The 23750-nt window shown below is 69.1% G+C and carries 22 protein-coding genes; 12 read left to right on the top strand and 10 right to left on the bottom strand.

What is annotated here, in order from left to right; translation table 11 throughout:
- The first annotated feature begins 32 nt into the window (after window positions 1–32).
- The 5 genes from iolC (at window position 33) to OHA68_RS23690 (ending at window position 5651) form a co-directional block, all read left to right on the top strand.
- Window positions 33–974 carry a 5-dehydro-2-deoxygluconokinase gene (gene iolC / locus OHA68_RS23710; protein ID WP_327102206.1) on the top strand — a complete coding sequence of 314 codons (942 nt, stop codon included), beginning with the start codon at window positions 33–35 and terminating at the stop codon, window positions 972–974.
- Window positions 971–1876, top strand: a complete 906-nt coding sequence (locus tag OHA68_RS23705; protein ID WP_225278260.1) for a Cgl0159 family (beta/alpha)8-fold protein — start codon at window positions 971–973, stop codon at window positions 1874–1876. The genes iolC and OHA68_RS23705 overlap by 4 nt, the downstream gene beginning before the upstream one ends.
- Complete coding sequence (gene iolB / locus OHA68_RS23700; protein WP_327102205.1) at window positions 1873–2712, top strand: 5-deoxy-glucuronate isomerase; 840 nt, start codon at window positions 1873–1875, stop codon at window positions 2710–2712. The genes OHA68_RS23705 and iolB overlap by 4 nt, the downstream gene beginning before the upstream one ends.
- A complete protein-coding gene (gene iolD, locus OHA68_RS23695; protein WP_327102204.1) occupies window positions 2709–4562 on the top strand; it encodes a 3D-(3,5/4)-trihydroxycyclohexane-1,2-dione acylhydrolase (decyclizing) in 1854 nt (617 codons plus the stop codon). Before iolB ends, iolD begins: the two co-directional genes overlap by 4 nt.
- Window positions 4563–4643: 81 nt before the next feature.
- Window positions 4644–5651: an AI-2E family transporter gene (locus OHA68_RS23690; RefSeq protein ID WP_327102203.1), complete on the top strand. Its 1008-nt coding sequence runs from the start codon at window positions 4644–4646 to the stop codon at window positions 5649–5651.
- A 96-nt stretch (window positions 5652–5747) separates the two neighbouring features.
- Here OHA68_RS23690 and OHA68_RS23685 read toward each other — a convergent pair whose 3' ends face one another.
- On the bottom strand, window positions 5748–6284 hold the full coding sequence (locus tag OHA68_RS23685; RefSeq protein ID WP_189138244.1) for a DivIVA domain-containing protein: 537 nt from the start codon (window positions 6282–6284) through the stop codon (window positions 5748–5750).
- Window positions 6285–6389: 105 nt separating this feature from the next.
- Between OHA68_RS23685 and OHA68_RS23680 the strand changes: the two genes are divergently transcribed.
- Together OHA68_RS23680 and OHA68_RS23675 are read left to right on the top strand one after the other, a co-directional pair.
- On the top strand, window positions 6390–7121 hold the full coding sequence (locus tag OHA68_RS23680; RefSeq protein WP_327102202.1) for an ABC transporter ATP-binding protein: 732 nt from the start codon (window positions 6390–6392) through the stop codon (window positions 7119–7121).
- A 100-nt stretch (window positions 7122–7221) separates the two neighbouring features.
- Window positions 7222–7893, top strand: a complete 672-nt coding sequence (locus OHA68_RS23675; protein WP_327102201.1) for a hypothetical protein — start codon at window positions 7222–7224, stop codon at window positions 7891–7893.
- A 2-nt stretch (window positions 7894–7895) separates the two neighbouring features.
- Here OHA68_RS23675 and rlmN read toward each other — a convergent pair whose 3' ends face one another.
- Window positions 7896–8996, bottom strand: a complete 1101-nt coding sequence (gene rlmN / locus OHA68_RS23670) for a 23S rRNA (adenine(2503)-C(2))-methyltransferase RlmN (protein ID WP_327102200.1) — start codon at window positions 8994–8996, stop codon at window positions 7896–7898.
- Window positions 8997–9144: 148 nt separating this feature from the next.
- Between rlmN and OHA68_RS23665 the strand changes: the two genes are divergently transcribed.
- Window positions 9145–10167: a suppressor of fused domain protein gene (locus OHA68_RS23665; protein WP_327102199.1), complete on the top strand. Its 1023-nt coding sequence runs from the start codon at window positions 9145–9147 to the stop codon at window positions 10165–10167.
- A 94-nt stretch (window positions 10168–10261) separates the two neighbouring features.
- Here OHA68_RS23665 and OHA68_RS23660 read toward each other — a convergent pair whose 3' ends face one another.
- The 6 genes from OHA68_RS23660 to OHA68_RS23635 all read right to left on the bottom strand — a co-directional run bounded on the left by OHA68_RS23660 (window position 10262) and on the right by OHA68_RS23635 (window position 15764).
- Window positions 10262–11101 (bottom strand): phosphatidate cytidylyltransferase, encoded by an 840-nt coding sequence (locus tag OHA68_RS23660; RefSeq protein ID WP_225278261.1) that lies wholly within the window; start codon window positions 11099–11101, stop codon window positions 10262–10264.
- Between the two features lie 57 nt (window positions 11102–11158).
- The gene (frr, locus tag OHA68_RS23655; RefSeq protein ID WP_189138249.1) at window positions 11159–11716 is read right to left on the bottom strand and encodes a ribosome recycling factor; all 558 of its coding nucleotides are present in this window, start codon (window positions 11714–11716) and stop codon (window positions 11159–11161) included.
- Between the two features lie 43 nt (window positions 11717–11759).
- Window positions 11760–12458, bottom strand: a complete 699-nt coding sequence (gene pyrH / locus OHA68_RS23650) for a UMP kinase (protein WP_225278267.1) — start codon at window positions 12456–12458, stop codon at window positions 11760–11762.
- 184 nt (window positions 12459–12642) lie between these two features.
- Window positions 12643–13476 (bottom strand): translation elongation factor Ts, encoded by an 834-nt coding sequence (gene tsf, locus OHA68_RS23645; protein ID WP_327102198.1) that lies wholly within the window; start codon window positions 13474–13476, stop codon window positions 12643–12645.
- Between the two features lie 406 nt (window positions 13477–13882).
- Window positions 13883–14821 (bottom strand): 30S ribosomal protein S2, encoded by a 939-nt coding sequence (rpsB, locus tag OHA68_RS23640; protein WP_327102197.1) that lies wholly within the window; start codon window positions 14819–14821, stop codon window positions 13883–13885.
- A gap of 319 nt (window positions 14822–15140) precedes the next feature.
- Window positions 15141–15764, bottom strand: a complete 624-nt coding sequence (locus tag OHA68_RS23635; protein WP_189138252.1) for an ArsR/SmtB family transcription factor — start codon at window positions 15762–15764, stop codon at window positions 15141–15143.
- 191 nt (window positions 15765–15955) lie between these two features.
- Here OHA68_RS23635 and OHA68_RS23630 point away from each other — a divergent pair, with 191 nt between their 5' ends.
- From OHA68_RS23630 to OHA68_RS45375, 3 genes are all read left to right on the top strand, one after another.
- A complete protein-coding gene (locus OHA68_RS23630; protein ID WP_327102196.1) occupies window positions 15956–17236 on the top strand; it encodes an MFS transporter in 1281 nt (426 codons plus the stop codon).
- A 144-nt stretch (window positions 17237–17380) separates the two neighbouring features.
- Window positions 17381–17656, top strand: coding sequence for a hypothetical protein (locus OHA68_RS23625; protein ID WP_327102195.1), 276 nt, complete (start codon window positions 17381–17383; stop codon window positions 17654–17656).
- A 186-nt stretch (window positions 17657–17842) separates the two neighbouring features.
- Window positions 17843–19051 (top strand): M23 family metallopeptidase, encoded by a 1209-nt coding sequence (locus tag OHA68_RS45375; RefSeq protein WP_407674363.1) that lies wholly within the window; start codon window positions 17843–17845, stop codon window positions 19049–19051.
- Window positions 19052–19190: 139 nt separating this feature from the next.
- On the opposite strand, the gene OHA68_RS23620 is transcribed toward OHA68_RS45375, so the two are convergent.
- Window positions 19191–20078, bottom strand: a complete 888-nt coding sequence (locus OHA68_RS23620; RefSeq protein WP_407674362.1) for a tyrosine recombinase XerC — start codon at window positions 20076–20078, stop codon at window positions 19191–19193.
- A gap of 475 nt (window positions 20079–20553) precedes the next feature.
- Here OHA68_RS23620 and OHA68_RS23615 point away from each other — a divergent pair, with 475 nt between their 5' ends.
- Window positions 20554–21858, top strand: a complete 1305-nt coding sequence (locus tag OHA68_RS23615; RefSeq protein ID WP_327102194.1) for an MFS transporter — start codon at window positions 20554–20556, stop codon at window positions 21856–21858.
- Between the two features lie 365 nt (window positions 21859–22223).
- On the opposite strand, the gene dprA is transcribed toward OHA68_RS23615, so the two are convergent.
- Window positions 22224–23528, bottom strand: coding sequence for a DNA-processing protein DprA (dprA, locus tag OHA68_RS23610; RefSeq protein ID WP_327102193.1), 1305 nt, complete (start codon window positions 23526–23528; stop codon window positions 22224–22226).
- Window positions 23529–23750 lie beyond the last annotated feature (222 nt).

Genomic DNA, 23750 nt, shown 5'->3' with positions numbered 1-23750 from the left:
GTGGGTGCGAAGGCTCCGTCTCTGGAGGTGCGTTGTACGACCTGATCACGATCGGCCGAAGCGGCGTCGACATCTATCCGCTGCAGACCGGCGTAGGCCTGGCCCAAGTCGAGACCTTCGGCAAGTTCCTCGGCGGCAGCCCCACCAACGTCGCGGTCGCCGCGGCCCGGCACGGGCTGCGCTCCGCCGTGGTCACCGCCGTGGGCGCCGACCCCTTCGGCGCGTGGGTGCGGCAAGCGATCCGCGGCTTCGGGGTCGACGACGCCTTCGTGGGCACCGTCGACGGGCCGCCCACGCCGGTCACCTTCTGCGAGATCTTCCCGCCCGACCACTTCCCGATCTACTTCTACCGCGGTGAGCATCCACCCGACCTGCGCCTCACGGCCGAGTCCCTGGACCTGCCCGCGATCGTGGCGGCGACGGTCTTCTGGTTCACCGGGACGGGCCTGAGCCAGGAGCCGAGCCGCTCGGCGCACGCCGCCGCGCTGGCGGCCCGTACGTCCGGCTGGACGGTGTTCGACCTGGACTACCGGCCCATGCTGTGGGGCTCGCCCGAGACCGCCAGACGGGAGGTGCGCCAGGCGCTCCGCCACGCCAACGTGGCCGTCGGCAACCTCGACGAGGTGGAGATCGCCGTCGGTACCCGTGACCCGGAGCGGGCGGCTCAGGCGCTGCTGGACGCGGGCATGGCGATCGCGGTCGTGAAGATGGGCCCCGACGGCGTCCTGGCCAGGAGCCGGGACGAGCACGTGGTGGTCCCGCCGGTCACCGTGGAGGTGGTCAACGGGCTGGGCGCGGGCGACGCGTTCGGCGGCGCGGTGGCCCTCGGGCTGGCGCGCGGCTGGCCGCTGGAGCGTACGGTGCGCTTCGCCAACGCGGCGGGCGCGCACGTGGCCGCCCGGCTGGCCTGCGCGGACGCCATGCCGTCCACGGACGAGGTACTGGCCCTGCTACCGAACGAGGTGCGTCCGTGAGCGACCTCACGCTGCCCAGGACCGTCGGCTACGAGCAACTCCTGAACATCCGCGCCACCAATCCCGGTGAGATCGCCGCGGCCGCGGCCCGGCGCCGCCGGCGCGGCCTGCCGGGCGAGGGCGAGCGCCTGCTCATCATCGCCGCGGACCACCCGGCGCGCGGCTCGCTGGCCGTACGCGATCGTCCGCTGGCCATGGCCAGCCGCTTCGACCTGCTCGACCGGCTGCGGGTGGCGCTGGCCAGGCCCGGCGTGGACGGCATCCTGGCCTCCGCCGACGTGCTGGAGGACCTGCTGCTGCTCGGCGCGCTCGAAGGCAAGCTGGCCTTCGGCTCGATGAACCGGGGCGGGCTGCAGGGCTCGGTGTTCGAGATGGACGACCGGTTCACCGGCTTCGACGCCGCCTCGATCGAGGAGATGCGCCTGGACGGCGGCAAGATGCTGTGCCGCATCGACCCGGCCGACCACGCCACCGTGACCACGCTGGAGTCGTGCGCGCGGGCGGTCACCGACCTGGCCCGCAGGCAGCTCATCGCGATGGTGGAGCCGTTCTGGTCGACCCGGCCGGAAGGCGGCACGGTCCGCAACGACCTGTCGCCCGACGCGGTCATCCGCTCCATCAGCGTCGCCCAGGCGCTCGGCGTCACCTCCGCCTACACCTGGCTGAAGATCCCGGCCGTGGCCGAGATGGAGCGGGTCATGGCCTCGACCACGCTGCCCGCGCTGCTGCTCGGCGGCGATCCGCCTGACGTGGCCGCCGCCTACGCCGACTGGGGCCGCGCGCTGCGACTGCCCGGCGTGCGGGGGCTCGTGATCGGGCGCGCTCTGCTCTACCCTCCGGACGACGACGTCGCCACCGCCGTGGACGGCGCCGCCGCCCTGGTTCGAGAGGTTGACTCATGACATTCCTTCCGTTCGGCAAGGCCGCCGGCGGGCCGTGGTCGGTGGAGATCACTCCCGCCGTGGCCGGGTGGGACTACTCCGGCCTGCGGATCGCCGACCTGACCGGCGCACCGATCGCCTTCGAGACCGGTGCGGAGGAGATGATCGTCCTGCCGCTGTCGGGCTCCTGCACCGTCACCTGCGGCTCGCGGACGTTCGAGCTCACCGGCCGGCCGTCGGTGTTCGACGGCCCCACCGATTTCGCCTATATCCCTGTTTCTGAGCAGGTGGTGCTGGAGGGCACGGGCCGGATCGCGCTGCCCTCGGCCCGCGCCACCCGGCGCCTGGAGCCCCGGTACGTCCCCGCCACCGAGGTCTCCGTGGAGCTGCGCGGCGCGGGGCAGGCCAGCAGGCAGGTCAACAACTTCGCCTCCCCCGACACCTTCGAGTGCGACAAGCTCGTCGCGGTCGAGGTGCTCACCCCCGGCGGCAACTGGTCGTCCTACCCGCCGCACAAGCACGACACCGCGGGCGCGGGCGAGGCCGAACTGGAGGAGATCTACTACTTCGAGGTCGCCGACCAGGGGCTGGGCTATCAGCGCGTCTACTCCTCCGAGCGCGGCCGGATCGACACCCTGGCCGAGGTCTCCTCGGGTGACGTGGTGCTGGTGCCCTACGGCTACCACGGCCCGTCGATGGCCGCCCCCGGCTACGACCTCTACTATCTGAACGTCCTGGCCGGACCGGCCGGCGAGCGGTCGATGGCCTTCTGCGACGACCCCCGCCACGCCTGGATCCGCTCCACGTGGAACGGCCAGGAGATCGACCCGCGACTGCCCTTCGGGAGGACCACATGAGGCTGACGGTGGCGCAGGCCGTGGTGCGCTTCCTGGCCGCCCAGCACACCGAGCGCGACGGCGTGGAGCACCGGCTCTTCGGCGGCGTCTTCGGCATCTTCGGCCACGGCAACGTGGCCGGGCTCGGCCAGGCGCTGGCCACCACCACCGAGGACCTGCCCTACCACCTGAGCCGCAACGAGCAGGCGATGGTGCACACCGCCGCCGCCTATGCGCGGGCCGCCAACCGGCTGTCCACTCTGGCCTGCACCACCTCGATCGGCCCCGGCGCGACCAACATGATCACCGGCGCGGCGGGCGCCACGATCAACCGGCTGCCCGTGCTGCTGCTGCCGGGCGACATCTTCGCGACCCGCGTCGCCAGTCCGGTGCTGCAGGAGCTGGAGGACACCCGCTCCTACGACATCTCGGTCAACGACTGCTTCAAGCCGGTCTCCCGCTTCTGGGACCGCGTCAACCGGCCGGAGCAGCTCCCGGCGTCCCTGCTCGCCGCCATGCGGGTGCTCACCGACCCCGCCGAGACGGGCGCGGTGACGCTGGCGCTGCCGCAGGACGTGCAGGCCGAGGCGGCGGACTGGCCGGAGGAGCTGTTCGCCAGGCGCGTCTGGCACATCCCCCGGCCGCGCCCCGAGCGGGCCGCCCTGACCCGAGCCGCCGAGCTGATCAGAACGGCCGAGCGGCCCCTGATCGTGGCCGGCGGCGGCGTCATCTACAGCGAGGCCGCGCAGGAGCTGCGAGCCTTCGCCGAGACCTTCGGCGTCCCGGTCGCCGAGACCCAGGCGGGCAAGGGCGCGCTCCCGCACGGCCACCCCATGGCCATGGGCGCGATCGGCGCCACGGGCAGCACCGCCGCCAACGCGCTGGCCCGCGAGGCCGACCTGATCATCGGCGTCGGCACCCGCTACAGCGACTTCACCACCGCCTCCCACACGCTGTTCGCCGACGGCGCCGCCTTCGTCAACCTCAACATCACCGGCTTCGACGCCGCCAAGCTCTCCGGGCTCCAGCTCGTCGCCGACGCCCGTGAGGGCCTGTCCGAGCTGGCCGCCGAGTTGGACACGGCCTGCGCGGGCTGGGCCACCTCCGCCGGCTACCGCTCCCGGGCCGCCGAGCTGTCGCGGGCCTGGGACGCCGTCGTGGACGAGGCGTACTCCCTGGACGGCAGCCCGCTGCCGCAGTCCGCCGTGATCGGCGCCGTCAACGCGGCCGCCGGCGACGACGGGGTGGTGCTCTGCGCGGCCGGCTCCATGCCCGGCGACCTGCACAAACTCTGGCGGCCCAGCGGCCCCGGCAGCTATCACGTCGAGTACGGCTACTCCTGCATGGGCTACGAGATCGCGGGCGGCCTCGGCGTCAAGCTGGCCGTCCCGGACCGCGAGGTGTTCGTCATGGTCGGCGACGGCTCCTACCTGATGATGGCCCAGGAGCTCGTCACGGCCGTCGCCGAAGGCGTCAAGCTGACCGTCGTGCTGGTCGACAACTCCGGCTTCGCCTCCATCGGCCGCCTGTCGGAGAGCGTCGGCGCCGAACGGCTCGGCACGTCCTACGCCTACCGCGACGGCACCCCGCTGCCGGTGGACCTGGCGGCCAACGCCGCCAGCCTCGGCGCCACCGTCCTGCGCCCCGAGACCCTGGACGAGCTGCGTAAGGCCCTGGAGGCGGCCCGGTCGGCCACCGCGTGCACGGTGATCTACGTACGGACCGATCCTCTGATCGACGGCCCGTCGTCGCAGGCGTGGTGGGACGTGCCGGTGGCGGAGGTCTCCGCCACCGCGGCGGGCCAGGACATCAGGACGGAGTACGACACCGCCCGGCAGGACCGTCGCCGGCACCTGACCCCGCCCGGCTGAGCATGATCCTTTGTCGCCCGCGGAGGTTGCCGCGGGCGGCCCGAGGGAAGCCTGTGACCAGGCAAGACTCGGGGGGCGAGGATGGGGCCTTGGCGGGCGCTCGGGTGGGTGGGGATCGCCGCGGTGGTGCTCTACTGCCTGTCCTACGTGGGGACGGTGGTGCTGTCGATCATCATCGGGATCTTCATCACCGCACTGCTGCACCCTCCTGCCCGCTGGGTCGTGCGCCGCGGCTACGGCCGGGGAGCGGCCACCCTCATCGTCTTCGCCGGGGGGCTGCTGCTGGGCGTGGGGCTGTTCGCGCTGCTCGTGCCGCCGACCGTCGCCAGCGTGACCGAGCTGCGGACCAGCGTGGACCGGGTGCTGGAGGAGTTCCACGGGCTCGCCGCCTACTTCGGCGTCGACGACGAGCAACTGCTCGCCCAGGCCAGGCAGTGGCTGACGCAGCGGGAGCAGCAGATCACCACGGGCGCGGTGACCGGCGTGCGGATCGCGGGCGAGATCATCATCGGCGCCGTGCTGGCCGTCATCCTGGCGGTGTACTTCGTGCACGGCGGCGACCGGCTGTGGCACTGGCTGACCGGGCTGTTCCCGACCCCGGCCAAGCAGCGGCTGCGGCACACCGGCGCGCTGGCGTTCTCCGTCATCGGCCGCTACATCCGCGGCGTGGCCGTCGTGGGGGCGGTGGACGCCTTCTTCATCGGGATGGCGCTGTGGATCCTCGGGGTGCCGATCGCGCTGCCGCTGGCCGTGCTGACCTGGGTGGGCGCGTTCCTGCCCGTGGTGGGGGCGTTCCTGGCGGGGCTGCTGGCGGCCGTGGTGGCGTTCGTGGCCAAGGGGTGGCTGATCGCGCTGATCGTGGTCGGGGTGACCGTGCTCGTGCAGCAGCTCGAAGGGCATGTGCTCGCGCCGCAGATCTACGGCAAGGCGCTCGACCTGCCGGGCGCGGTGATCCTGGTGGCGATCACGGTCGGCAGCGTCGTCTTCGGCATCGCCGGCGCCTTCCTGGCGGCGCCCGTGACCTCGGTGATCGTGGCCCTGCTCAGCCAGGAGACGCCGGGAGGGGCGTCGACGCCGGCTCGCGGCTGATGGGGGCGCGGCTGATGGGGGCGCGCGGCTGATGGGGCCCCGCGGCTGATCGGCTCGCGGCTGATCGGGATGCCCTGGAGGACCGCTCGTGTGATGTCAGGCCCGCGTGACTCGCTGCTCCAGCACCTCGGCGATGCCCTCCAGGAACGCGTCGACGTCCGCGATCAGATAGCCGGGCTTGAAGAGCACCGTGGCGAACTTCGCCGCGCGCACCTCGGCGACCGTGAGCGGATAGTCGGTGGTGCCGCGCAGCGTGGCCACGATCCGGTCCAGGAAGGCGTCCACCTCGTCCTCGTTGTAGCCGGTGGCCATCCGGCCGGGCCGGAACGCCACCCGCTCCACCTTGGCCGCCTGGGTCTCGAACCACTCCTCGCGCAGCAGCTCCCCGGTGGGCTCCGCCATCGCCAGCCGTATCGGGCTCTTGGCCATGGTCTCCAGCGCCACGATGAACGCCTCCAGCGCGAAGTCCACGGCGGTCTCCTGGTAACCGCCGCGCTTGGTGCGGAACGTCGCCCCGCGGATGTCGTCGGCGGTGACGAGCTCGACCTCGCGCGGCCCCCTGCCGAGGGTGGCCTCGATCCGCCCGATCAGGACGTCGACTTCGGCGGGGTCGTAGCCTGAACGCATACCCATGACGCGTGGAAAGCGGTTCAAGCCTTCCTCCTGAAAGTGTGCTGGGCGGTCGCCTCATTGTCCTTTATCACGACCCGGCGGGGCGACCTATAGCGTTAGATCACCATGCGCCTATCGAATGTGTCCTTCCGCTACGCAAGACGTGATCAACCCGTCATCCAGGGGGTTGACGCACAGCTCGCTCCCGGCGACGTGATCGAGCTGACCGGTGCCAACGGCGCGGGCAAGTCCACCCTGCTGCGCCTCCTGGCGGGGCTCACCAGGCCGACCAGCGGCACGATCACCGACCGTCCGGCGGTCGTCGGTCTGGCCCCCGACCGCTTCCCGACCGAGCAGCCCTTCACGGTGTCGGCGTACCTGAACCACATGTCCCGCATCCGCGGCGGCGCCCGCTGGGAGCCCTGGGCGGAGCGGCTCAACATGGGTGAGCTGCTCGGCGTACGCCTCCTGGCGCTGTCCAAGGGCAGCGGCCACAAGGTGGGCCTCGCCCAGGCCCTGATGGCCGACCCCGGCCTGCTGCTGCTCGACGAGCCGTTCGCCGGCCTGGACGCCGACACCCGCCGGGCGCTGCCGCCGATCGTCGAGGAGCTGTCCCGACGTGGAGTCATCGTGATCGCCAGCGATCATCAGGGCGGCCTGCGCGGCCTCCCGGCCGCCCGCCGCTGGTCCCTCACCGCCGGCCACCTCCAGGAAACGGCTGGTACGGCGGACGACGCGACACAGGAGCCGGTGACGGTCGCGGTGACCTTACCCGCCGCCGACGTCGGCGACTTCCTGACCAGGATGCACCACCAGGGCTACAAAACCCACGAACCGACCCCCGAGGACACCCGATGACCGCCCTGGCCACCGTGGAACCGACCGCCTCCGGCCCGACCACCCTCGAACCGGCCGCCTTCCGGCCGGCCGCCTCCGGCCCGGCCGTCCGGGAGACCTCGTGATCGCGCTGGCCGTTTTCAGGATGGCCGGCTATGTGCGGTCGCATCGCGTCGTTCAGGCGCTGCTCCTGATGGTGCTCCTGCTCGCCGTCATGCACGGCAACCGGGCGCCCGAAGGGGCCGAGGCCGTCGTGCTGACGGACTCGGCGGCGCTGATCATCCCGGTGCTCGCCTGGGCCGCGCGGAGCCTGCTCGACACCGAGCCGGACCAGCAGCGGCTGATGTCCGCGACCAGCGTGGGCGGCAGCGCGCGGGAACTGTCGGCCGGCCTCCTGGCCGCGCTGACCGCCTGCACCGGCCTCGCCGCACTGGCCCTGGCCTGGGGTGTGCTGCTCGGGTTGACCGCCACTCCGCCGGGGCCGGTGCTGGGAGCCGCCGTGGTCCTGCACGGGCTGGCCGTGCTGACGGGCACCGCGCTCGGCGCGCTCACCAGCAGAGTGATCCTGCCGTCGCCGGCCCTGTCCATCATGGCCCTGCTGTCCGGCTTTCTCGGCATGCTGATCCTGAGCGCGTCACCGCTCTACTGGCTGACCGTGCCGGTCCTCGTCTGGATGCGGGCCGCGAACACCGATCTCCTGCTCGACCGGCTCCCCGAGCTGTCAGCCCTCTCCCTGGCCTGGTGCCTGATCGGGCTGACCACCTACGCCTGGCTACGCCGTACCCGCCCCTGAGGCTACTCGGTGGCGGCGAGTTGGCCGCAGGCGCCGTCGATCTCGCGGCCGCGGGTGTCGCGGACCGTCACCGGGACGCCGTGGAACTGCAGCCGCCTGACGAACGCCCGCTCGTCCTCCGGCCGTGAGGCCGTCCACTTGGAGCCGGGCGTCGGGTTGAGCGGGATCAGGTTGACGTGCACCAGCTTGTTCTTCACCAGCTTGCCGAGCAGGTCGGCCCGCCACTCCTGGTCGTTGATGTCCTTGATCAGGGCGTACTCGATGGAGACCCGCCGCTTGGTCCTGGCGGCGTAGGCCCAGGCGGCGTCCAGCACCTCGGCGACCTTCCAGCGCGTGTTGATCGGCACCAGCGTGTCGCGCAGCTCGTCGTCGGGGGCGTGCAGGGACAGCGCGAGGGTGACCGGCAGGCCCTCGTCGGCGAGCTTGCCGATGGCCGGGACGAGGCCGACCGTGGAGACGGTGACGCCGCGAGCGGAGATGCCGAGGCCGTCGGGGGCGGGCTCCACCATGCGCCGCACCGCCGCGATGACCTGCTTGTAGTTGGCCAGCGGCTCGCCCATGCCCATGAACACCACGTTGTTCACCCGGGCGGGACCGCCGGGCACCTCGCCCGCCGCCAGCGCGCGGGCGCCCGAGACCACCTGCTCGACGATCTCGGCGGTGGACATGTTGCGGGTCAGGCCGGCCTGGCCGGTGGCGCAGAACGGGCAGTTCATGCCGCAACCGGCCTGCGAGGACACGCACATGGTCACCCGGTCGGGATAACGCATGAGCACCGACTCGACCAGCGCGCCGTCGAAGAGCCGCCACAGCGTCTTGCGGGTGGTGCCGCCGTCGGTGGTGAGCTCCTTGACCGGCGTGAGCAGCGACGGCAGCAGCGACGACAGCTTCTCCCTGGCCGCGGCGGGCAGGTCGGTCATCGCGGCCACGTCGGTGGTGAGCCGCTCGAAGTAGTGGCGGGAGAGCTGGTCGGCGCGGAAGGCCTTCTCGCCGAGCTCGGTGACGGCCGCGCGGCGGTCGGCCATGGAAAGGTCCGCCAGGTGCCGAGCCGGCTTGGCCCTGCGCGGCGCGACGAAGGTGAGCTGACCTGGCTGCTGGGACACGATCCTGCCTTTGCTGTGGTGGGTTACCGACCAGGGTAGTGAACGCCGGCCGTCGAGGTGACATTCCGTGGCAGAGCGCACGCCGCCCGGTGCTCCCGGTGCGGTAAGCCTCGCATGAGGGCGACCGGCCGATCTACAGTCTTCACGTATGGCGACTTTCCGGTCTGCTTCTGGCGAGGGGCGTACCGAGGTCGTCCTCACCGCCGGCAATCCGTACGGCAGCCGGACGCTCGTGGTCGAGCGCGACGAGGACTCCTCGGTGGCCTACCTGTGCGCGCCCGACGGCACCGTGTACGGCGCGGTGTGGCTGGCCAACCACCGGCCCGCCCCGCCCGTGGTCGACCTGGCCAGGATCAACGCCGGTCTGCCGCCGCTGATGCCCAGGGCCAACACGGTGCATCCGACCGGGCGGCGGCCGCTCGGCCAGCTCACGCCGCTCTGGTTCGAGGAGGGTGACGGGGTGGCGCTCTACGAGGAGGACGACCTGCTGGCCGTCATCCCCGGGTGGGCCGACATGAGCCGCGGCATGCCGGGCTATGCCCGTGACGCGGTGGGCGAGTCGCCGTTCGCGTGGGCGCTGTCGGAGGCGTTGGAGGGGCTGCAGCCGCGGATCGCGGGCGCCCGTTCCTACTGGCGGTGGCGATCGGCCGAAGGGTCCTGGCCGTCGTACCAGGAGCTGGTCATGGGTCATCTGGATCGGACGCTGGGCCCGGCCGGGCGCTACTGGGACGCCGGTGGCGAGCGGTTGCCGACCGTCGGCATCAGCGAGCGGCCGCCGCGCGGCAGGCGCGAGTTCACCGTGCTGTCCACGGTGGGGATGAGCTGCCAGCGGATGCCGACGGTGGAGCAGTGGATCGACGGACCCGGCGCGTACGCCCGGATCGAGCTGGCCGTCGCCACCCGCGAGGATCCGCGCGACGCCGCGCTGCTGCTGGTGTGGCTGGCGCAGTATCCCTGGCACTCGGTCACCTGGCTGGGCCACGGGCACACCGCGAAGTGGTATCACGAGCCGTCGACGTTCCCGCTGGGCTCGCAGTACTCGGGGGTGGTCATGCAGGCCGACCCACCCGGCATGCCGGACATGTCAGGATTCGCGTTCGGGGGTGAGGCCGTACGGTGGCTCTGGCTCTCCCCCGTCACCCACGACGCGCTCGAAGAGCAGCGTCGCTAGCCGCAGCTCGCCGCACGGACGTCTTCGGACGAACGGTCCTGGACGTACGTCGCTAGACGAACGTTCCTGGACGAACGTTCCTGTACGAACAACGTCAGACGAACAGCGCCAGCAGCATCCAGACCGGCACCAGCGTAGTGATCAGCGAGTCCAGCCGGTCCATCAGCCCGCCATGACCCGGCAGGATCGTGCCCAGGTCCTTGATGCCGAGATCCCGCTTGATCATCGACTCGATCAGGTCGCCCACCGTGGCCAGCGCCGCGACGAGCACGCCGATCACGGCCCCCTGCCACAGCTCCCCGCCCAGGCGCCACGTCATCAGCCACGCCCCGACGGCGACACAGGCGATGACGGACCCGGCGAACCCCTCCCAGGTCTTCTTCGGGCTGATCACGCTCATCTTGTGCCGGCCGAACAGCACCCCCGCGATGTAACCGCCGATGTCACTGGCCACGGTCACCGCGATGAACAGGACCACCCGATCGGCCCCGTCGTCAGGGGCCAGCAGCAACGCCACGAACCCGGCCAGTAACGCCGGATAGAACAGGACGAAGACCGAGGCCGTCCCATCACGGACATAACCATCGGTACCGGCGGCGAACATCCGCCAGATCAGCAGCACGAACGCGAACACCACGAACGTGCCGAGCAACCAATCCGCCCCGCCCCAGTAGGCGCCCGCCTGCATGGCCGCCAGCCCGAGCAGCGTCGGCACCACGGGCACCTGGATGCCGCGAGTCTCGAACGCCCGGATCATCTCCACCACGCCGACACCCACCGCGCCCACGACCACCAGGAGGAAAATCTCCTTGATCGTATAAACGGAGATGATGACCGAGGCGCCGAGTCCCACCCCCACCGCGATCGCGGCAGGCAGGTTTCGGCCGGTACGGCCGCCGCCGTTCGGTCCGGTGCCAGCCGTACGTTCTTCCACAGAGTCTCTCCAGAGCCACGGCCCCCGCCTTCAGGCGAGGGCCGTGCGGCGGGCCACTCAGACCTCGAGCAGCTCGGCTTCCTTGTGCTTCAGCAGCTCGTCGATCTTCGCGACGTGCTTCTGGGTGATGTCGTCGAGCTCCTTCTCAGCACGCCGGACCTCGTCCTCACCCGCCTCGCCATCCTTGATCATCTTGTCGAGGATCTCCTTGGCGGAACGGCGGATGTTGCGCACCGACACCTTGGCGGCCTCACCCTTGTTCCGGGCGACCTTGATGTACTCCTTGCGGCGGTCCTCCGAAAGCTCGGGGAACGACACACGGATCACCTGGCCGTCGTTACCGGGGTTGACGCCGAGGTCGGAGTCGCGGATCGCCCTCTCGATCGCGGCCATCGAGCCCTTGTCGTAAGGCTGAATGATGATCATCCGAGCCTCGGGCACATGAAACGAGGCCAACTGCTGGATCGGCGTCTGCGTACCGTAATACTCGGCGCTGATCTTGTTGAACATCGAGGGGGTGACCCGGCCCGTCCGAATGCTCGCGAAGTCTTCCTTCGCCACCGAAACGGCCTTGTCCATCTTCTCCTCGGCTTCGAGGAGGGTTTCGTCGATCACAGCGGCTCCCTGTCTACTAGCTGGCGGTATCGGGCTCGCGCCCTCATTTGCCTGCGGGACTCACCAGCGTGCCGATTTTCTCACCGCGGACCGCTCGCAGGATGTTGCCCTCACCCATGAGGTCGAAGACCACGATCGGCAGGTCGTTGTCCTTGCACAGGCTGATCGCGGTGGCATCCATGACCGCGAGGTCACGCATCAGCACCTCGCCGTAATCAAGATGGTCGAAGCGCACCGCGTCGGGGTTCTTGCGTGGGTCGGAGTCGTAGATCCCGTCCACCTGGGTTCCCTTGAGCAACGCCTCGGCGCCGATCTCCAGGGCTCGCTGGGACGCCGCGGTGTCGGTGGAGAAGTACGGCGACCCCAGGCCCGCGCCGAAGATCACCACACGCCCCTTCTCCAGATGCCTGATCGCCCTGCGCGGCAGGAACGGCTCGGCGACCTGCTGCATGGTGATGGCCGTCTGGACCCGGGTCTCGATGCCCCGCCGCTCAAGGAAGTCCTGCAGCGCGAGACAGTTGATGACCGTCCCCAGCATCCCCATGTAGTCGGCCCTGGCCCGGTCCATGCCGCCCTGGGACAGCGTCGCGCCGCGGAACATGTTGCCGCCGCCGACCACCACCGAGACCTGCACGCCCTCGCGCACCGCCTCGGCGATCGAATCGGCCAGGTGGTCCACCACGGCCGGATCGATGCCCAGCGGGTCGCCGCCGGCGAACGCCTCACCCGACAGCTTCAACATCACCCGCTTCCAGCGCAGCGGACTCTGGTAGGGCACCGGGTCTGACTGGCTCGGCTCGTTCGGGGACTGGTTCGGAGTCTCGTTCGGGGACGGAGAGTCCGCCGACGTGGCGGGCTCCTGGCTGTCCTGCACGGCGGCGGCCTCCCTCTCTAGGCGGTTCGATGGGTCGGAAATTCGCTCAAGCCTAAGCCTGGCCGACCTTGAACCTGACGAACGCGAGAACCTGCACGCCGTTCTCCTCGGCGTACTTGCCCACGCTCTTCTTGCTGTCCTTGACGAACTGCTGCTGGAGCAGGGTGAAGTCCTTGTACCAGCCGTTGATCCGGCCATCGACGATCTTGCCGATCGCGGCCTCGGGCTTGCCCTCCTCACGCGTCATCTCCTCGAAGAGCTTGCGCTCCTTCTCGACGACGTCGACGGGGACGGCAGCGGCCTTCAGATACTGGGGAGCCATCGCGGCGGCGTGCTGCGCGATGTCCTTGGCCACCTCGGTGTTCGGCTTGTCGAGCTGTACGAGCACGCCGACGGCCGGCGGCAGCGCCGGGTCGGTGCGGTGCATGTACGCGCCGATGTAGCCGCCCTCGAGGACCGCGAAACGGCGGATCTCGATCTTCTCGCCCAGCGCGGCGTTGGCCTCGTCAAGGTGCTCCTTGACGGTCTTGCCGTCGAAGGAGGACTCGAGCAGGGCCGGGACGTCGGCCGGCTTGGTCTCCAGCACGTGCGCGACCACCTGCGCGGCAAGCTCCTGGAAGCGCTCGCCCTTGGCCACGAAGTCGGTCTCGCAGTTGACCTCGACCAGCGCGGCGGAGGAGTCACCGTCCTGCTTGAGCGCGACCAGGCCGTTGGAGGCGGTGCGCGTCTCGCGCTTGCCCACGTCCTTGGCACCCTTGAGGCGGAGGAGCTCGATGGCGCGGTCGAAGTCGCCCTCAGACTCCTCCAGAGCCTTCTTACAGTTCATCATGCCGGCAGCGGTGATCTCGCGAAGCCGCTTGACGTCGGCCATGTTCACGGAAGCCATTGCTTTTTCCTTGTGGGATTTCGTCGTGGATCGGGTGGGCGCCGGGATCCGGGCCCACCCTCTGTTGGTACGACACCGCGTGCCGTACAGGAAGCTCTTACTCGACCTGAGGCTGCGATTCGTACGATCCGAGCCCGGAGGCCCTTGACCGCTGGAACCCGCGTCTCCGGCTTACACTGACCACTGGCCTGTAGGTGGACCCTTGCCTTCGGACCAGGCCTGCCCTGCCGTCGGGCCTGCCCTGCCGTCGCTGAGCCCTGCCCGCGCCGCTGACGTCCTGGTTCGACTGGACCCTGCGGCCCGGCCTTGCCCCTCGCCGTCGTACCGGACTCGGCCCGTCCAAGGCATGTCCGTGGCCCGGGTTTCACCCCGAGCCACGGACGCCCCGGACCATGGCGCGAGATCGTCAGGCCTGCTGCGGGGTCTCGTCCTCGGCCTTGACCTCGGCCTTGACCTCGGCCTCGTCCTCAGCCTTCGCCTCGGCGGGAGCCTCGACCTCAGCCTCGGCGGGAGCCTCAGCGGCAGCCTCGGCCGGAGCCTCGGTCACGGTCTCGGCGGCGGCCTGCTCGCCGGTGCCCTGCTCGATGAGCTCGCGCTCCCACTCGGCCAGCGGCTCGGCCGCGGCCGGCTTCTCGTCGCCGCGAGCGGCACCCGAACGAGCCATCAGACCAGCGGCGACACCATCGGCGACCACCCTGGTGAGCAGGCCGACGGCGCGGATGGCGTCGTCGTTGCCCGGGATCGGGTAGTCGACCTCGTCGGGGTCGCAGTTGGTGTCGAGGATCGCGACGACCGGGATGCCAAGCTTCTTGGCCTCGCTGATCGCGATGTGCTCCTTCTTGGTGTCCACGATCCACACCGCGCTGGGCACGCGGCCCATGTCGCGGATGCCGCCGAGGGTGCGCTCAAGCTTGTCCTTCTCGCGCCGGCGCATGAGGAGCTCCTTCTTCGTGAGCCCCGAAGCGGCGACGTTGTCGAAGTCGAGCTCCTCGAGCTCCTTCAGACGCTGAAGCCTCTTGTGCACGGTGGAGAAGTTGGTGAGCATGCCACCCAGCCAGCGCTGGTTCACGTACGGCATGCCGACCCGAGCGGCCTGCTCGGCGATGGCCTCCTGGGCCTGCTTCTTGGTGCCGATGAACAGGATCGTGCCGCCGTGGGCGACGGTCTCCTTGACGAAGTCGTACGCACGGTCGATGAACGACAGCGACTTCTGCAAGTCGATGATGTAGATGCCGTTGCGCTCGGTGAAGATGAAGCGCTTCATCTTCGGGTTCCAGCGCCGAGTCTGGTGCCCGAAGTGGACACCGCTCTCGAGGAGCTGTCGCATGGTTACGACGGGGGCCATGTGCTGGTCCTCCATGTCTGGGCGCCCATGATTCGGGCGCGATTCTCGGTTGTGTCGCGACAGCCGGCGGGCTGTCGCCCTGATGCCCCGGAACCGCTCCAGCCAGGCCGTGGCCTGGACCGAAGGTGCGATCCCTGGACGGGGCATGCGAAGTCGGCCTGCGAAGACAGGCCACCGAAAAGTCTACCTCCCACACGAGCCCCACCTGACCGTTCAGGTCAACCAGCGCGCCACCCCCGCAAATCCCCCGCGCCCCAGACGTAGTGATCCCGAATCGGCTGGGATCGAGGTTCGGCACGTGGACGGTTCGCTCTGACGCTCACCCGTCGGGGCCAGCACCGTGATCTTCGCTGGGCAGCCCGGGGATCGGCCGCTTGGCGTGAGGGAACAGGTTCACCTGCGCCTCTGCCACCCTCGCCCCGGGCGGCGCGTCCTCCTCGCTGCGGTAACGAGCCCGGTACGGCGCCAGCAGCTTCTCGATCTCTTCGCTGAGCCGCGCCATCTCCGTCGTGTCGAGCCGCAGCAAAGTCCGGTCGAACCGGGTCACATCACGCCACTCATCGGGCTCCTGCGCAACGGCGGCCAAGGCTCGTTCCAGTTCGCCGTCGGCGTCCCTGCGCACTGCCCGGATCAGCAGATTCTTCGCCTCACGGACATCCGGCTGATCACCCGGAGCGACGCCGATCACCAGCCGTCTATCCGTGGCCCTCCACAGCCGCTCACGAGCATCACTCCTGGGCGGCGCATCCTCCACGAACCCGTACTTGGCCAGCATCCGCAAGTGATAACTGGCCGCGCTCGGCGTGATCCCAGCGATCTCGGCCACCTCGGTAGCGGTGGCGCTGCCGTCGGCTCCAAGCCGGTTCAGAATCGCCAGTCTGGCCGGATGAGCGAGAGCCCGCATCGCTTTGGGATCAGTGAGCCCATCCCTGTCCTGCTCCATGCGCCAAAGGTACCCGGACACACATCGTGAAGGGTTGCCTTCAGAACTCCGAAGGATTACCTTCATAGTTATGAAGCGTCTCTTTCACATCTTGGTGACCGACCCCGGCAATCGCCTCACCTCGGACGACACCTCCCAGGCGCACTGAGGAATCCATGACTCCTCACCCTCCACGCCCGAACCATCCGGCCTTGAACACACCCGAGCCCCTCCACGCCGTCCCCCTACGCAAGCAGCGCGACTACCGCCTGCTCTGGTCGGCCCGCACGATCTCGATCACCGGCTCCGAGGTGTCCAAGCTCGCCGTCCCCTTGACCGCGGTCACCCTGCTGGCCGCCTCCCCGTCCGAGATGGGCCTCCTGACGGCCGCGTCCTTCGTGCCCGCCTTGCTGTTCGGCCTCCACTCAGGCGTGCTCGCCGACCGGCTGGTCCGCCACCGGCCGCTGATGATCGCCTGCGAACTGGTCGCCGCGGCAGCAGCCGCGTCGGTCCCGCTGGCCTGGCTTCTCGGCGGCCTGAACGTAACCTGGCTCATCATCGTGGCCCTGATCATCGGTACCGCCGGAGTGATGTTCAGAGCCGCGAACTTTCCGCACATAGCCGCGGTCGTCCCGCCAGAGCAGCGAACAGATGCCATGGCCGGTTTCAACGCCTCCTACTCAGTCGCCTCGGTCAGCGGCCCGGGACTCGCCGGCCTGTTGGTGCAGACACTCACGGCACCTTTCGCCGTGCTCGCAGAGGCCCTGTCCTTCCTGGCATCAGCCCTGCTCCTGCGCGCTATCCGTACCCCGGAGAAGAACGAGCCGGCCCCCTCCCACGGCATGTGGCGCGACGTCGTGGAGGGGCTGCGTGCCAGCGCCACCCATCCGGTCCTGCGCGCCCTGCTGGGCGCAGGCGTGACCATCAACTTCTTCGCCATGGCGTACACGGCTGTGTACATGCTCTACATGCTGAAGACCCTGGACATCCCTCAGTTGATGATCGGCATACTCATCGCGCTCAGCGGCCTCGGCGGCCTGCTGGGCGCCTGGTCCACCGCCCGCCTGGCCAAGCGGTACGGCGAGAACCGGATCCTGCTCGTCTCCGTGCTGTTCTTTCCCATCGAGATCCTGGCGGTAGGCCTCCTGGACGGGCCGCTCTGGTGGAAGCTCTCGGTCCTCGCCCTGACAGGCACGATCACCGGCGGCATCGTCGTCGCCTTCGCCACCTGCATGGGCGCCATCGTCCTTCGCGACACCACCCCCCAGTTGAGAGGCCGCGTCAACGCCACCATGACCTTCGCCGTCCAGGGCGTCATGGCCCTGGGCGGCGTGACCGGCGGCTTCCTCGCCGAACTGCTCGGCCTACGCCCGGTCATCCTCATCTGCGCGGCCGGCATCGCCATGAGCACCATCTGGATCTGGACTTCGCCCCTACGCCGACTTCCACCCACGAGCGACGACGAGCTCACGAACAACAGAATCTACCGCTAGGTCCCGCCTCCACTTCCTGCTCTGCTGGCGCACGGAAAAGGGTCGCTGATGACGCTGCTCCTGCCGGCCATCACGCGATAATACCTGGACAAAGGTTATTCAATGGCACGCTTCGGATTATTCTTTGCGGGAAGGCATTCTCGCATGACCAACGATTATGGGCCCACTGCCGATGACCTGCTGCATCACGCCCAAAAGTTCCTTCAACTGGCGACCCTGCTCAAATACGACAAGGACTTCGAGGGGAAGTTCAGCGCCGCCAGTCGTATGGGCGACGAGGAACAGGTGCAGAGCCTGCTCGCGCCGCTAGGAATAAAGGGGGCGACAGTCATGGCGGAAGGCGTTCGTCACAGCCCCGGGGTGTGCGAACACTGCTGGACCTATCAAGGCAAGCAACACTGTATGCCCATCTGCAGGTAGCGAATTTTATTCGCTGAAGCAACTCATGGCTCTGGCGCTTGACCAGTCGCAACCCTACCGCCACGATCCCTGGGTGCCGCGCCATCGTCGGATCACTTGTCCACAGACAGCTGATGCTCCATTGATTCATCCACAGAATCGCGTTCGCCTCAGTTCGCCATCCGGCGTGCGCCACATACTCTCCGCATGTACGTTGCCCCAGCCTCCGACAACGCCTCCCGTCTCCTTGCAGGCTGCTCCTCCCGCCCCTATCAGAGACCCGGCTTCCACTGCGCTTCACCCAGCCACCACAACGCCATTACGAACCAGCACGCCAAATCACTCATAACCATATTTCGCACTGCGTGCCCTTATTTCCCCACAAACCACCCTTCCTCCCTCACGACAAGACGTGATCGTCTCTCGTTCGAGTCCCGAATGCGCGTCATCGTGATGGCCACTACCCTCCTGATCGTTTCCTCCCTCCTCTCCCCGATCCCAGCGATGTCAGCAACGCCCGTAACGGCGGCACCCTCAACCTGGCAGTGGCCTCTCAACGGATCTCCGCGAATCCTGCGCCGCTTCGCCCCGCCGCCCGAACCATGGCTGACCGGCCACCGCGGCGTCGACCTCGCCGCGACCGTCGCAGCCCCCGTCCTGGCCGCAGGTCAAGGCACCATCGGCTACGCCGGCTCGGTAGGTGGTCGAGGCGTCGTCACCGTGGACCATCCGGGCGGCCTGCGCACGACCTATCTCCCAGTCGCCGCCGCAGTACGATCGGGCGATGCGGTCTCCCCAGGCGACCGTCTGGGCATCGTCGAGCCGGGTTCCCCCCACTGTCCTGAGTCCTGCCTGCACTGGGGACTTCGCAGGGCCTCGGCTTACCTGGATCCCCTACTGCTGCTGGGGCGCGCCCGCATCCGCCTCTTGCCGTACTGGCACGCAATGCCGCCCCCGACCATCACCCCAACCCCACCGACCGCCACCTCCACGCCCGCTCCTAGCCCTCACCGCCCCTTGGACGATCACACACGTGGCCGCGGTGATCTCGCGGGTGACGCTGCCGCCCCGGTCGAGGTCGCGCGTCTCGACGAAAAGAAGCGGCCTTCACACCAACCCCTCGCCCCCGCCAAGCCAGTGCGGCACCGCACCACCGCCCCTGTCGCAGCACTCGGCCATTTCTCGCCGCGCTCCGCCGCGACCCCCATGCTCTCCGCCCTCGGCATCGCGGCACTCCTGGCCGTGCTGATCCTGCTCACCCTGCTCCGCTACCTGATGCGCACGAACAGATCCCCACGTGATCCAGTAGGCGGGAGACACTCCGCTAGAAGCGATCACCCGGCCATGACAGACGACCGCTGCCATACGACAGGTCAGCACCGAAAGCCCCGACGCAGACGGCCACGCCGAAAGTGAGCCCAACCACCGGCGAAGCACGCCGAACAGCGCACCACTGACCGCTTACACACCGCCGCACGAGCGGATGAACGCACCGGCGTAGAACGATCATGCGGACCCGCCGACCACCCGCCCCAGTCATACGCGGCGGCAGATCTCACGCCCTGGGATGAGCCTGCCGATAAGCACTGCGAAGACGCTCGATCGAGACGTGGGTGTACACCTGCGTGCTGCTCAGCGAAGCGTGTCCCAGCAACTCCTGAACGCTACGCAAGTCCGCACCACCCTCAAGCAGGTGCGTGGCCGCACTGTGCCGCAATCCGTGGGGCCCCATGTCCGGAGCACCTTCGACCCGCCGCACCCGGGCATGCACCACCCGCCGCACCGTCCCCGCGTCGATCCGCCCGCCCCGCACACCGAGAAACAACGCCGGCCCCGACCCCGTACGCACCCACAGCGGTCTGCCGTGCACGCACCACCTGTCCAGCGCCCGTAGAGCAGGTCCCCCGAACGGCACCGACCGCTCCTTACGTCCCTTCCCCAGCACCCGTACGACACGACGCTCGCGATCCACGTCATCCACGTCCAGCCCGCACAGTTCGCTCACCCGGATGCCCGTGGCGTACAGCAGCTCCAGCAGAGCCTGGTCTCGCAGGTCCCGCGGCTCCCCCTCCGACGGCGCGTCGAGCACTTCCCGAGCCTGCCCCTGGTCGAGCACGGCGGGCAGCCGCCGAGGCGCCTTGGCCGTCCCCAGCAGCAGTCCCGGATCGTTCGGCAACCAGCCCTGCCGGTGACAGAAGGCACTGAAGGTCCTGATGCAAGCGGTCCTCCGCGCGAGCGTGGCCCTCGCCTTGCCCGCATCATGCTGCTCGGCCAGCCACCCGCGCAGCGCGGTGACATCGACACCGTCGAGGTGTCCGGCCAGGTAGTCGAGCAGAGCCGTCACATCTCCTATATACGCCCGAACCGTATGAGGGGACATATCCCGCTCGAACCGCAGATGCGCCTCGAACGCACTCAGCACCTCGTCAACGTCAAGATCCACGCGTCTCTCCGTTACCTAAGGCTTCACAGATCATTCTGCCAGGACCCCTTATTCCGCCACGGGGTGGAGGTATGCCTGTTCGGCGGTCGTATGCCCATGCGGCGGTCGCAGGAGGGGTGTGTCCGATCCACGGCGTTCGCTATCTCTCCGTACGGCCCCTCGCAGGATGCCTCCTGTCATCGGCCACCGCGGCCCGACGCGCAGACGGTGCGGATCAGATCATCGGCGACGCGCTCGAACGGCCCGGGGCGGGAAGGAAACTCATATGCGCAGGGTGGTTCGACTGAGTATGGTGCTTGTCATGTCGAGCCCAGAGGCATCCAAGGTGGGGGCTTTCGGTCACCCGTCAGCCCCCTGAACCCCACTGAGTGGTCCTGCACTGCTGCACGATGGCGGCAGATGGCAGGAGTAGTCGGGCCGCTGACCGCGGTGACGAGACGTCTCAGCTGATCTCTCATCACCTCGGAGTCTCTCGATGCCTCTACCTCTCTATCTGCTTGCCGTGGCGCTCTTCGCCATGGGCACGTCAGAGTTCATGCTCGCCGGCCTGCTGCCGGACATCGCCGCAGATATCGGCGTTCCGGTTGCGACGGCGGGGCTTCTCACCTCAGCCTTCGCCATCGGCATGGTCGTAGGCGCCCCGCTCATGGCGGCACTTACGCGCCGGTGGCCTCGACGATCCGGCCTGCTGGCCTTCCTCGGCCTGTTCCTGGTCGCACACGTCCTCGGCGCCTGCACGGGCAGCTTCACAGTTCTGCTCGTCAGCCGCATCATCGCGGCGCTCGCCAGCGCCGGCTTCCTGGCGGTCGCGCTCACCGCAGCCACTGAACTGGTCCCTCCCGACCGAAAAGGCCGGGCCCTCTCCGTCTTGCTGGCCGGCACTACGGTCGCCACCATCGCAGGCGTCCCCGCCGGCGCCCTACTCGGGACACTGATCGACTGGCGCGCCACCTTCTGGGGGATGGCGATGTTGTGCCTCCCCTCGGCGCTCGGCGTAGTGTCTGGCATCCCCGCCAAAGCAGAGCGTGGAATCACCACTGAAATAGATCGTGGGATCGCCGCCGAAACAGTGCACGGCATACCCGCCAAAGCAGAGCGCGGGATCACCGCCGAAGTAGATCGTGGGAGCGCCGCCGAAACAGGTGGCATCCTCGCCAGAACAGAACGACCAGATGAGCTGGCAGGCCCGGATCTACGTCGGGAGCTCACTGCATTACGGCGTCCGCGACTGCTGCAGGTCCTGCTGCTGGGTGCCCTGGTGAACGCCGCGACGTTCGGCACTTTCACCTTCCTCGCTCCCATCGTCACCGATGTCGCTGGGCTGGATCCGCTGTGGGTCTCTGTCGTGCTGGTGCTGTTCGGCCTGGGATCCTTCGTCGGCGTCACCGTCGCCGGGCGGCTGTCCGACCAGCGGCCCGATGTCGTTGTCGCCGTCGGCGGGCCGTTGCTGCTCGGCGGCTGGGTCACGCTCGGCCTCACCGCGTCCGACCCGATCGCGCTGCTGATCCTTGCCTTCACCCAGGGTGCGCTCTCCTTCGGCCTCGGGAGCACGCTGATCGCACGCGTGTTGTACGAGGCCGCGGAAGCGCCGACCATGGCCGGCTCCTACGCCACCGCTGCCCTCAACGTCGGGGCTACCGCTGGTCCCGTGATCGCCGCCGCCACGTTGAACACGTGGTTGGCCGACCTGGGACCCGTCTGGACCAGTAGCGCCCTGGTCGCGGTCGCACTCCTTCTCACCCTGCCCTTCCGTCAGACCTTCGATCGCAGCGAAACATGAGGGGAGGATGCGACAAGGCATCGCAACGCGCCGTTGAACATCGAACTTGATCTTAGCTACGGTGGTGGCGCTTGAGGCGAAGCGCTGACAGGCTCGGTATCGGCGATCTTGGGTGACTCACCAAGGATCTGGCGACCCCTGGTGTGCCCTTCGCCTGACGTGCCCCCTGGCTCGCCCCGCTGACTTGATCAGAAGCCTGTCCGCCGCCACCGGTCACGTCCACCGGCGTGACTCCTCACAGATGCGTCCACGCGGCGCCTTCGCCCAGGTTCAACTCGTACGCCTGTCGCACCGCCTCCTCGACCCTCAAGGACCAGGTGCACCGCGAGCCTCGTGGGATACATCGCGCCAGCCCGGTCCACGGCCTACACGACCGGCATCGCCCCTCCCCTGGGGGATGCGGATTCAGTGGTGGGGAACTGGTCAGGGTCGGTGGGCGGTGGGGTGTGGTCGGTAGGGGCGGAGGGTGGGGGTGTGTTGAGGGCGAGGGTTTCTTGGGCTTTGGGGTAGACCGGGGAGGCGGTTCGGCGGGTGCGCCAGCCCTTGGGTACGCGTTCGATGTAGCCGGCCGCCGCCAGGCCGCCGAGGGCGCTCAGGACCGTGTTGAGGTCGACGCCGGCGGCCACCGCTATCGAGGCGGGGCCTGCGCCGCCTCTGGCGGGGACGGCGTCCAGAACTCTCCTGGTGGATTCCGAGAGGGCGTCTCTCGGCAGGGCAGGGGCTCTGCGGAGTGGGGCCAGGTCGTCGCCCATGACGCCTACCAGGTCGATCAGCTCCTCAGGTGAGGTGACGCAGGTGGCCTTCTGGTCGCGTAGGAGTCTGTGGCAGCCGGCTGACTGTGCGGAGGTGATGGGACCGGGCACGGCTGCCAGGTGTCGTTTCAGGGACAGCGCGTGGGTGGCGGTGTTGAGTGCGCCGCTGCGCAGGGCCGCTTCGACGACGACCGTGCCTCTGGACAGGGCGGCGATCAGGCGGTTTCTGATGAGGAAGCGCGCTCTGGTGGGGTGGACGCCCGGCGGGCATTCGCTGACGATCACGCCCTGGTCCCGGACGGCGGCGAACAGGGCGTGGTGTTCGGAGGGGTAGGCGATGTCAACGCCGCAGGCCAGGACGACAACGGTGGGTGATTCCGAGGCCAGGACGCCTCGGTGGACCGCGCCGTCTATGCCGAATGCGCCCCCTGAGACCACGGTCCATCCAGACTCACTCAGGCCGACACCGAACTGGGCCGCGACGTGCGCACCGTAGGCGGTGGCGGCCCGAGCGCCGACCACGGCCACCGAGCGCAGGCAGGAGAAGCGCAGGTCGGCTGAGCCGTGCAGCCACAGGCCGAGCGGTCGGGCAGCACCCAGCTGGTCAAGCTGGGTGGGCCATTCGGCGTCGCCCGGGATGATCAGCCGCGCCCCGGATCGCTCTCCCGCCACCAGGTCGGACACGGGATCCGAGGCAGTCAGGCGCGCGAGCCAGGTGCTCAGGCGCCTGCCCAGGTCCGCGGGGCGCTCCTCAGCGGCTTCCCTTGCCGCGAAGTCGGGCGGGAGGGTGCGGGCGCGGATGGCCTCCACTGCCTGTACGGCGCCGCAGCGGGAAACGAAGCGGCCCATGACCGTGTCCCCGACATCGGCCGCGCGCATGAGGGCGGCTCGTGCCTCATGCTCAGGGGTGCTGCTCAAGGATTCCTCCGGAGTATGGATGCTGCGCCACCGCGCGAGCGGTGCGGGAACGACATGGGAGAGGCGACCGCGCGGAGTGTGCCCACCTGAGGAGAAACGACCGCACGAGTACGCACCTGACACGAGTACGCAGCTGAGAGGCGCGCGACCACGCGGGTGCACACCATGAGAGGGCGACCGCGCGAGTCCACGCATGAGGGGCGGCATCGCGGAGGCGTGATG

It is taken from the genome of Nonomuraea glycinis (assembly GCF_035920485.1).
Classification (GTDB): Bacteria; Actinomycetota; Actinomycetes; order Streptosporangiales; family Streptosporangiaceae; genus Nonomuraea; species Nonomuraea glycinis.
Note: the sequence above shows the minus strand (reverse complement) of the source record. Positions and strands in the feature narration are given on the sequence as shown.

Excerpts from the sequence above, each read along its gene's own strand:
- OHA68_RS23635 (WP_189138252.1), bottom strand. The coding sequence starts at position 15,764 with ATGGAGCAGGACAGGGATGGGCTCACTGATCCCAAAGCGATGCGGGCT.
- OHA68_RS23665 (WP_327102199.1), top strand. The coding sequence starts at position 9,145 with ATGGCGACTTTCCGGTCTGCTTCTGGCGAGGGGCGTACCGAGGTCGTC.
- OHA68_RS23685 (WP_189138244.1), bottom strand. The coding sequence starts at position 6,284 with ATGGGTATGCGTTCAGGCTACGACCCCGCCGAAGTCGACGTCCTGATC.
- OHA68_RS23625 (WP_327102195.1), top strand. The coding sequence starts at position 17,381 with ATGACCAACGATTATGGGCCCACTGCCGATGACCTGCTGCATCACGCC.
- OHA68_RS23690 (WP_327102203.1), top strand. The coding sequence starts at position 4,644 with ATGGGGCCTTGGCGGGCGCTCGGGTGGGTGGGGATCGCCGCGGTGGTG.
- OHA68_RS45375 (WP_407674363.1), top strand. The coding sequence starts at position 17,843 with ATGTACGTTGCCCCAGCCTCCGACAACGCCTCCCGTCTCCTTGCAGGC.
- iolD (WP_327102204.1), top strand. The coding sequence starts at position 2,709 with ATGAGGCTGACGGTGGCGCAGGCCGTGGTGCGCTTCCTGGCCGCCCAG.
- OHA68_RS23615 (WP_327102194.1), top strand. The coding sequence starts at position 20,554 with ATGCCTCTACCTCTCTATCTGCTTGCCGTGGCGCTCTTCGCCATGGGC.
- tsf (WP_327102198.1), bottom strand. The coding sequence starts at position 13,476 with ATGGCTTCCGTGAACATGGCCGACGTCAAGCGGCTTCGCGAGATCACC.
- iolB (WP_327102205.1), top strand. The coding sequence starts at position 1,873 with ATGACATTCCTTCCGTTCGGCAAGGCCGCCGGCGGGCCGTGGTCGGTG.
- rpsB (WP_327102197.1), bottom strand. The coding sequence starts at position 14,821 with ATGGCCCCCGTCGTAACCATGCGACAGCTCCTCGAGAGCGGTGTCCAC.
- OHA68_RS23680 (WP_327102202.1), top strand. The coding sequence starts at position 6,390 with ATGCGCCTATCGAATGTGTCCTTCCGCTACGCAAGACGTGATCAACCC.
- pyrH (WP_225278267.1), bottom strand. The coding sequence starts at position 12,458 with ATGTTGAAGCTGTCGGGTGAGGCGTTCGCCGGCGGCGACCCGCTGGGC.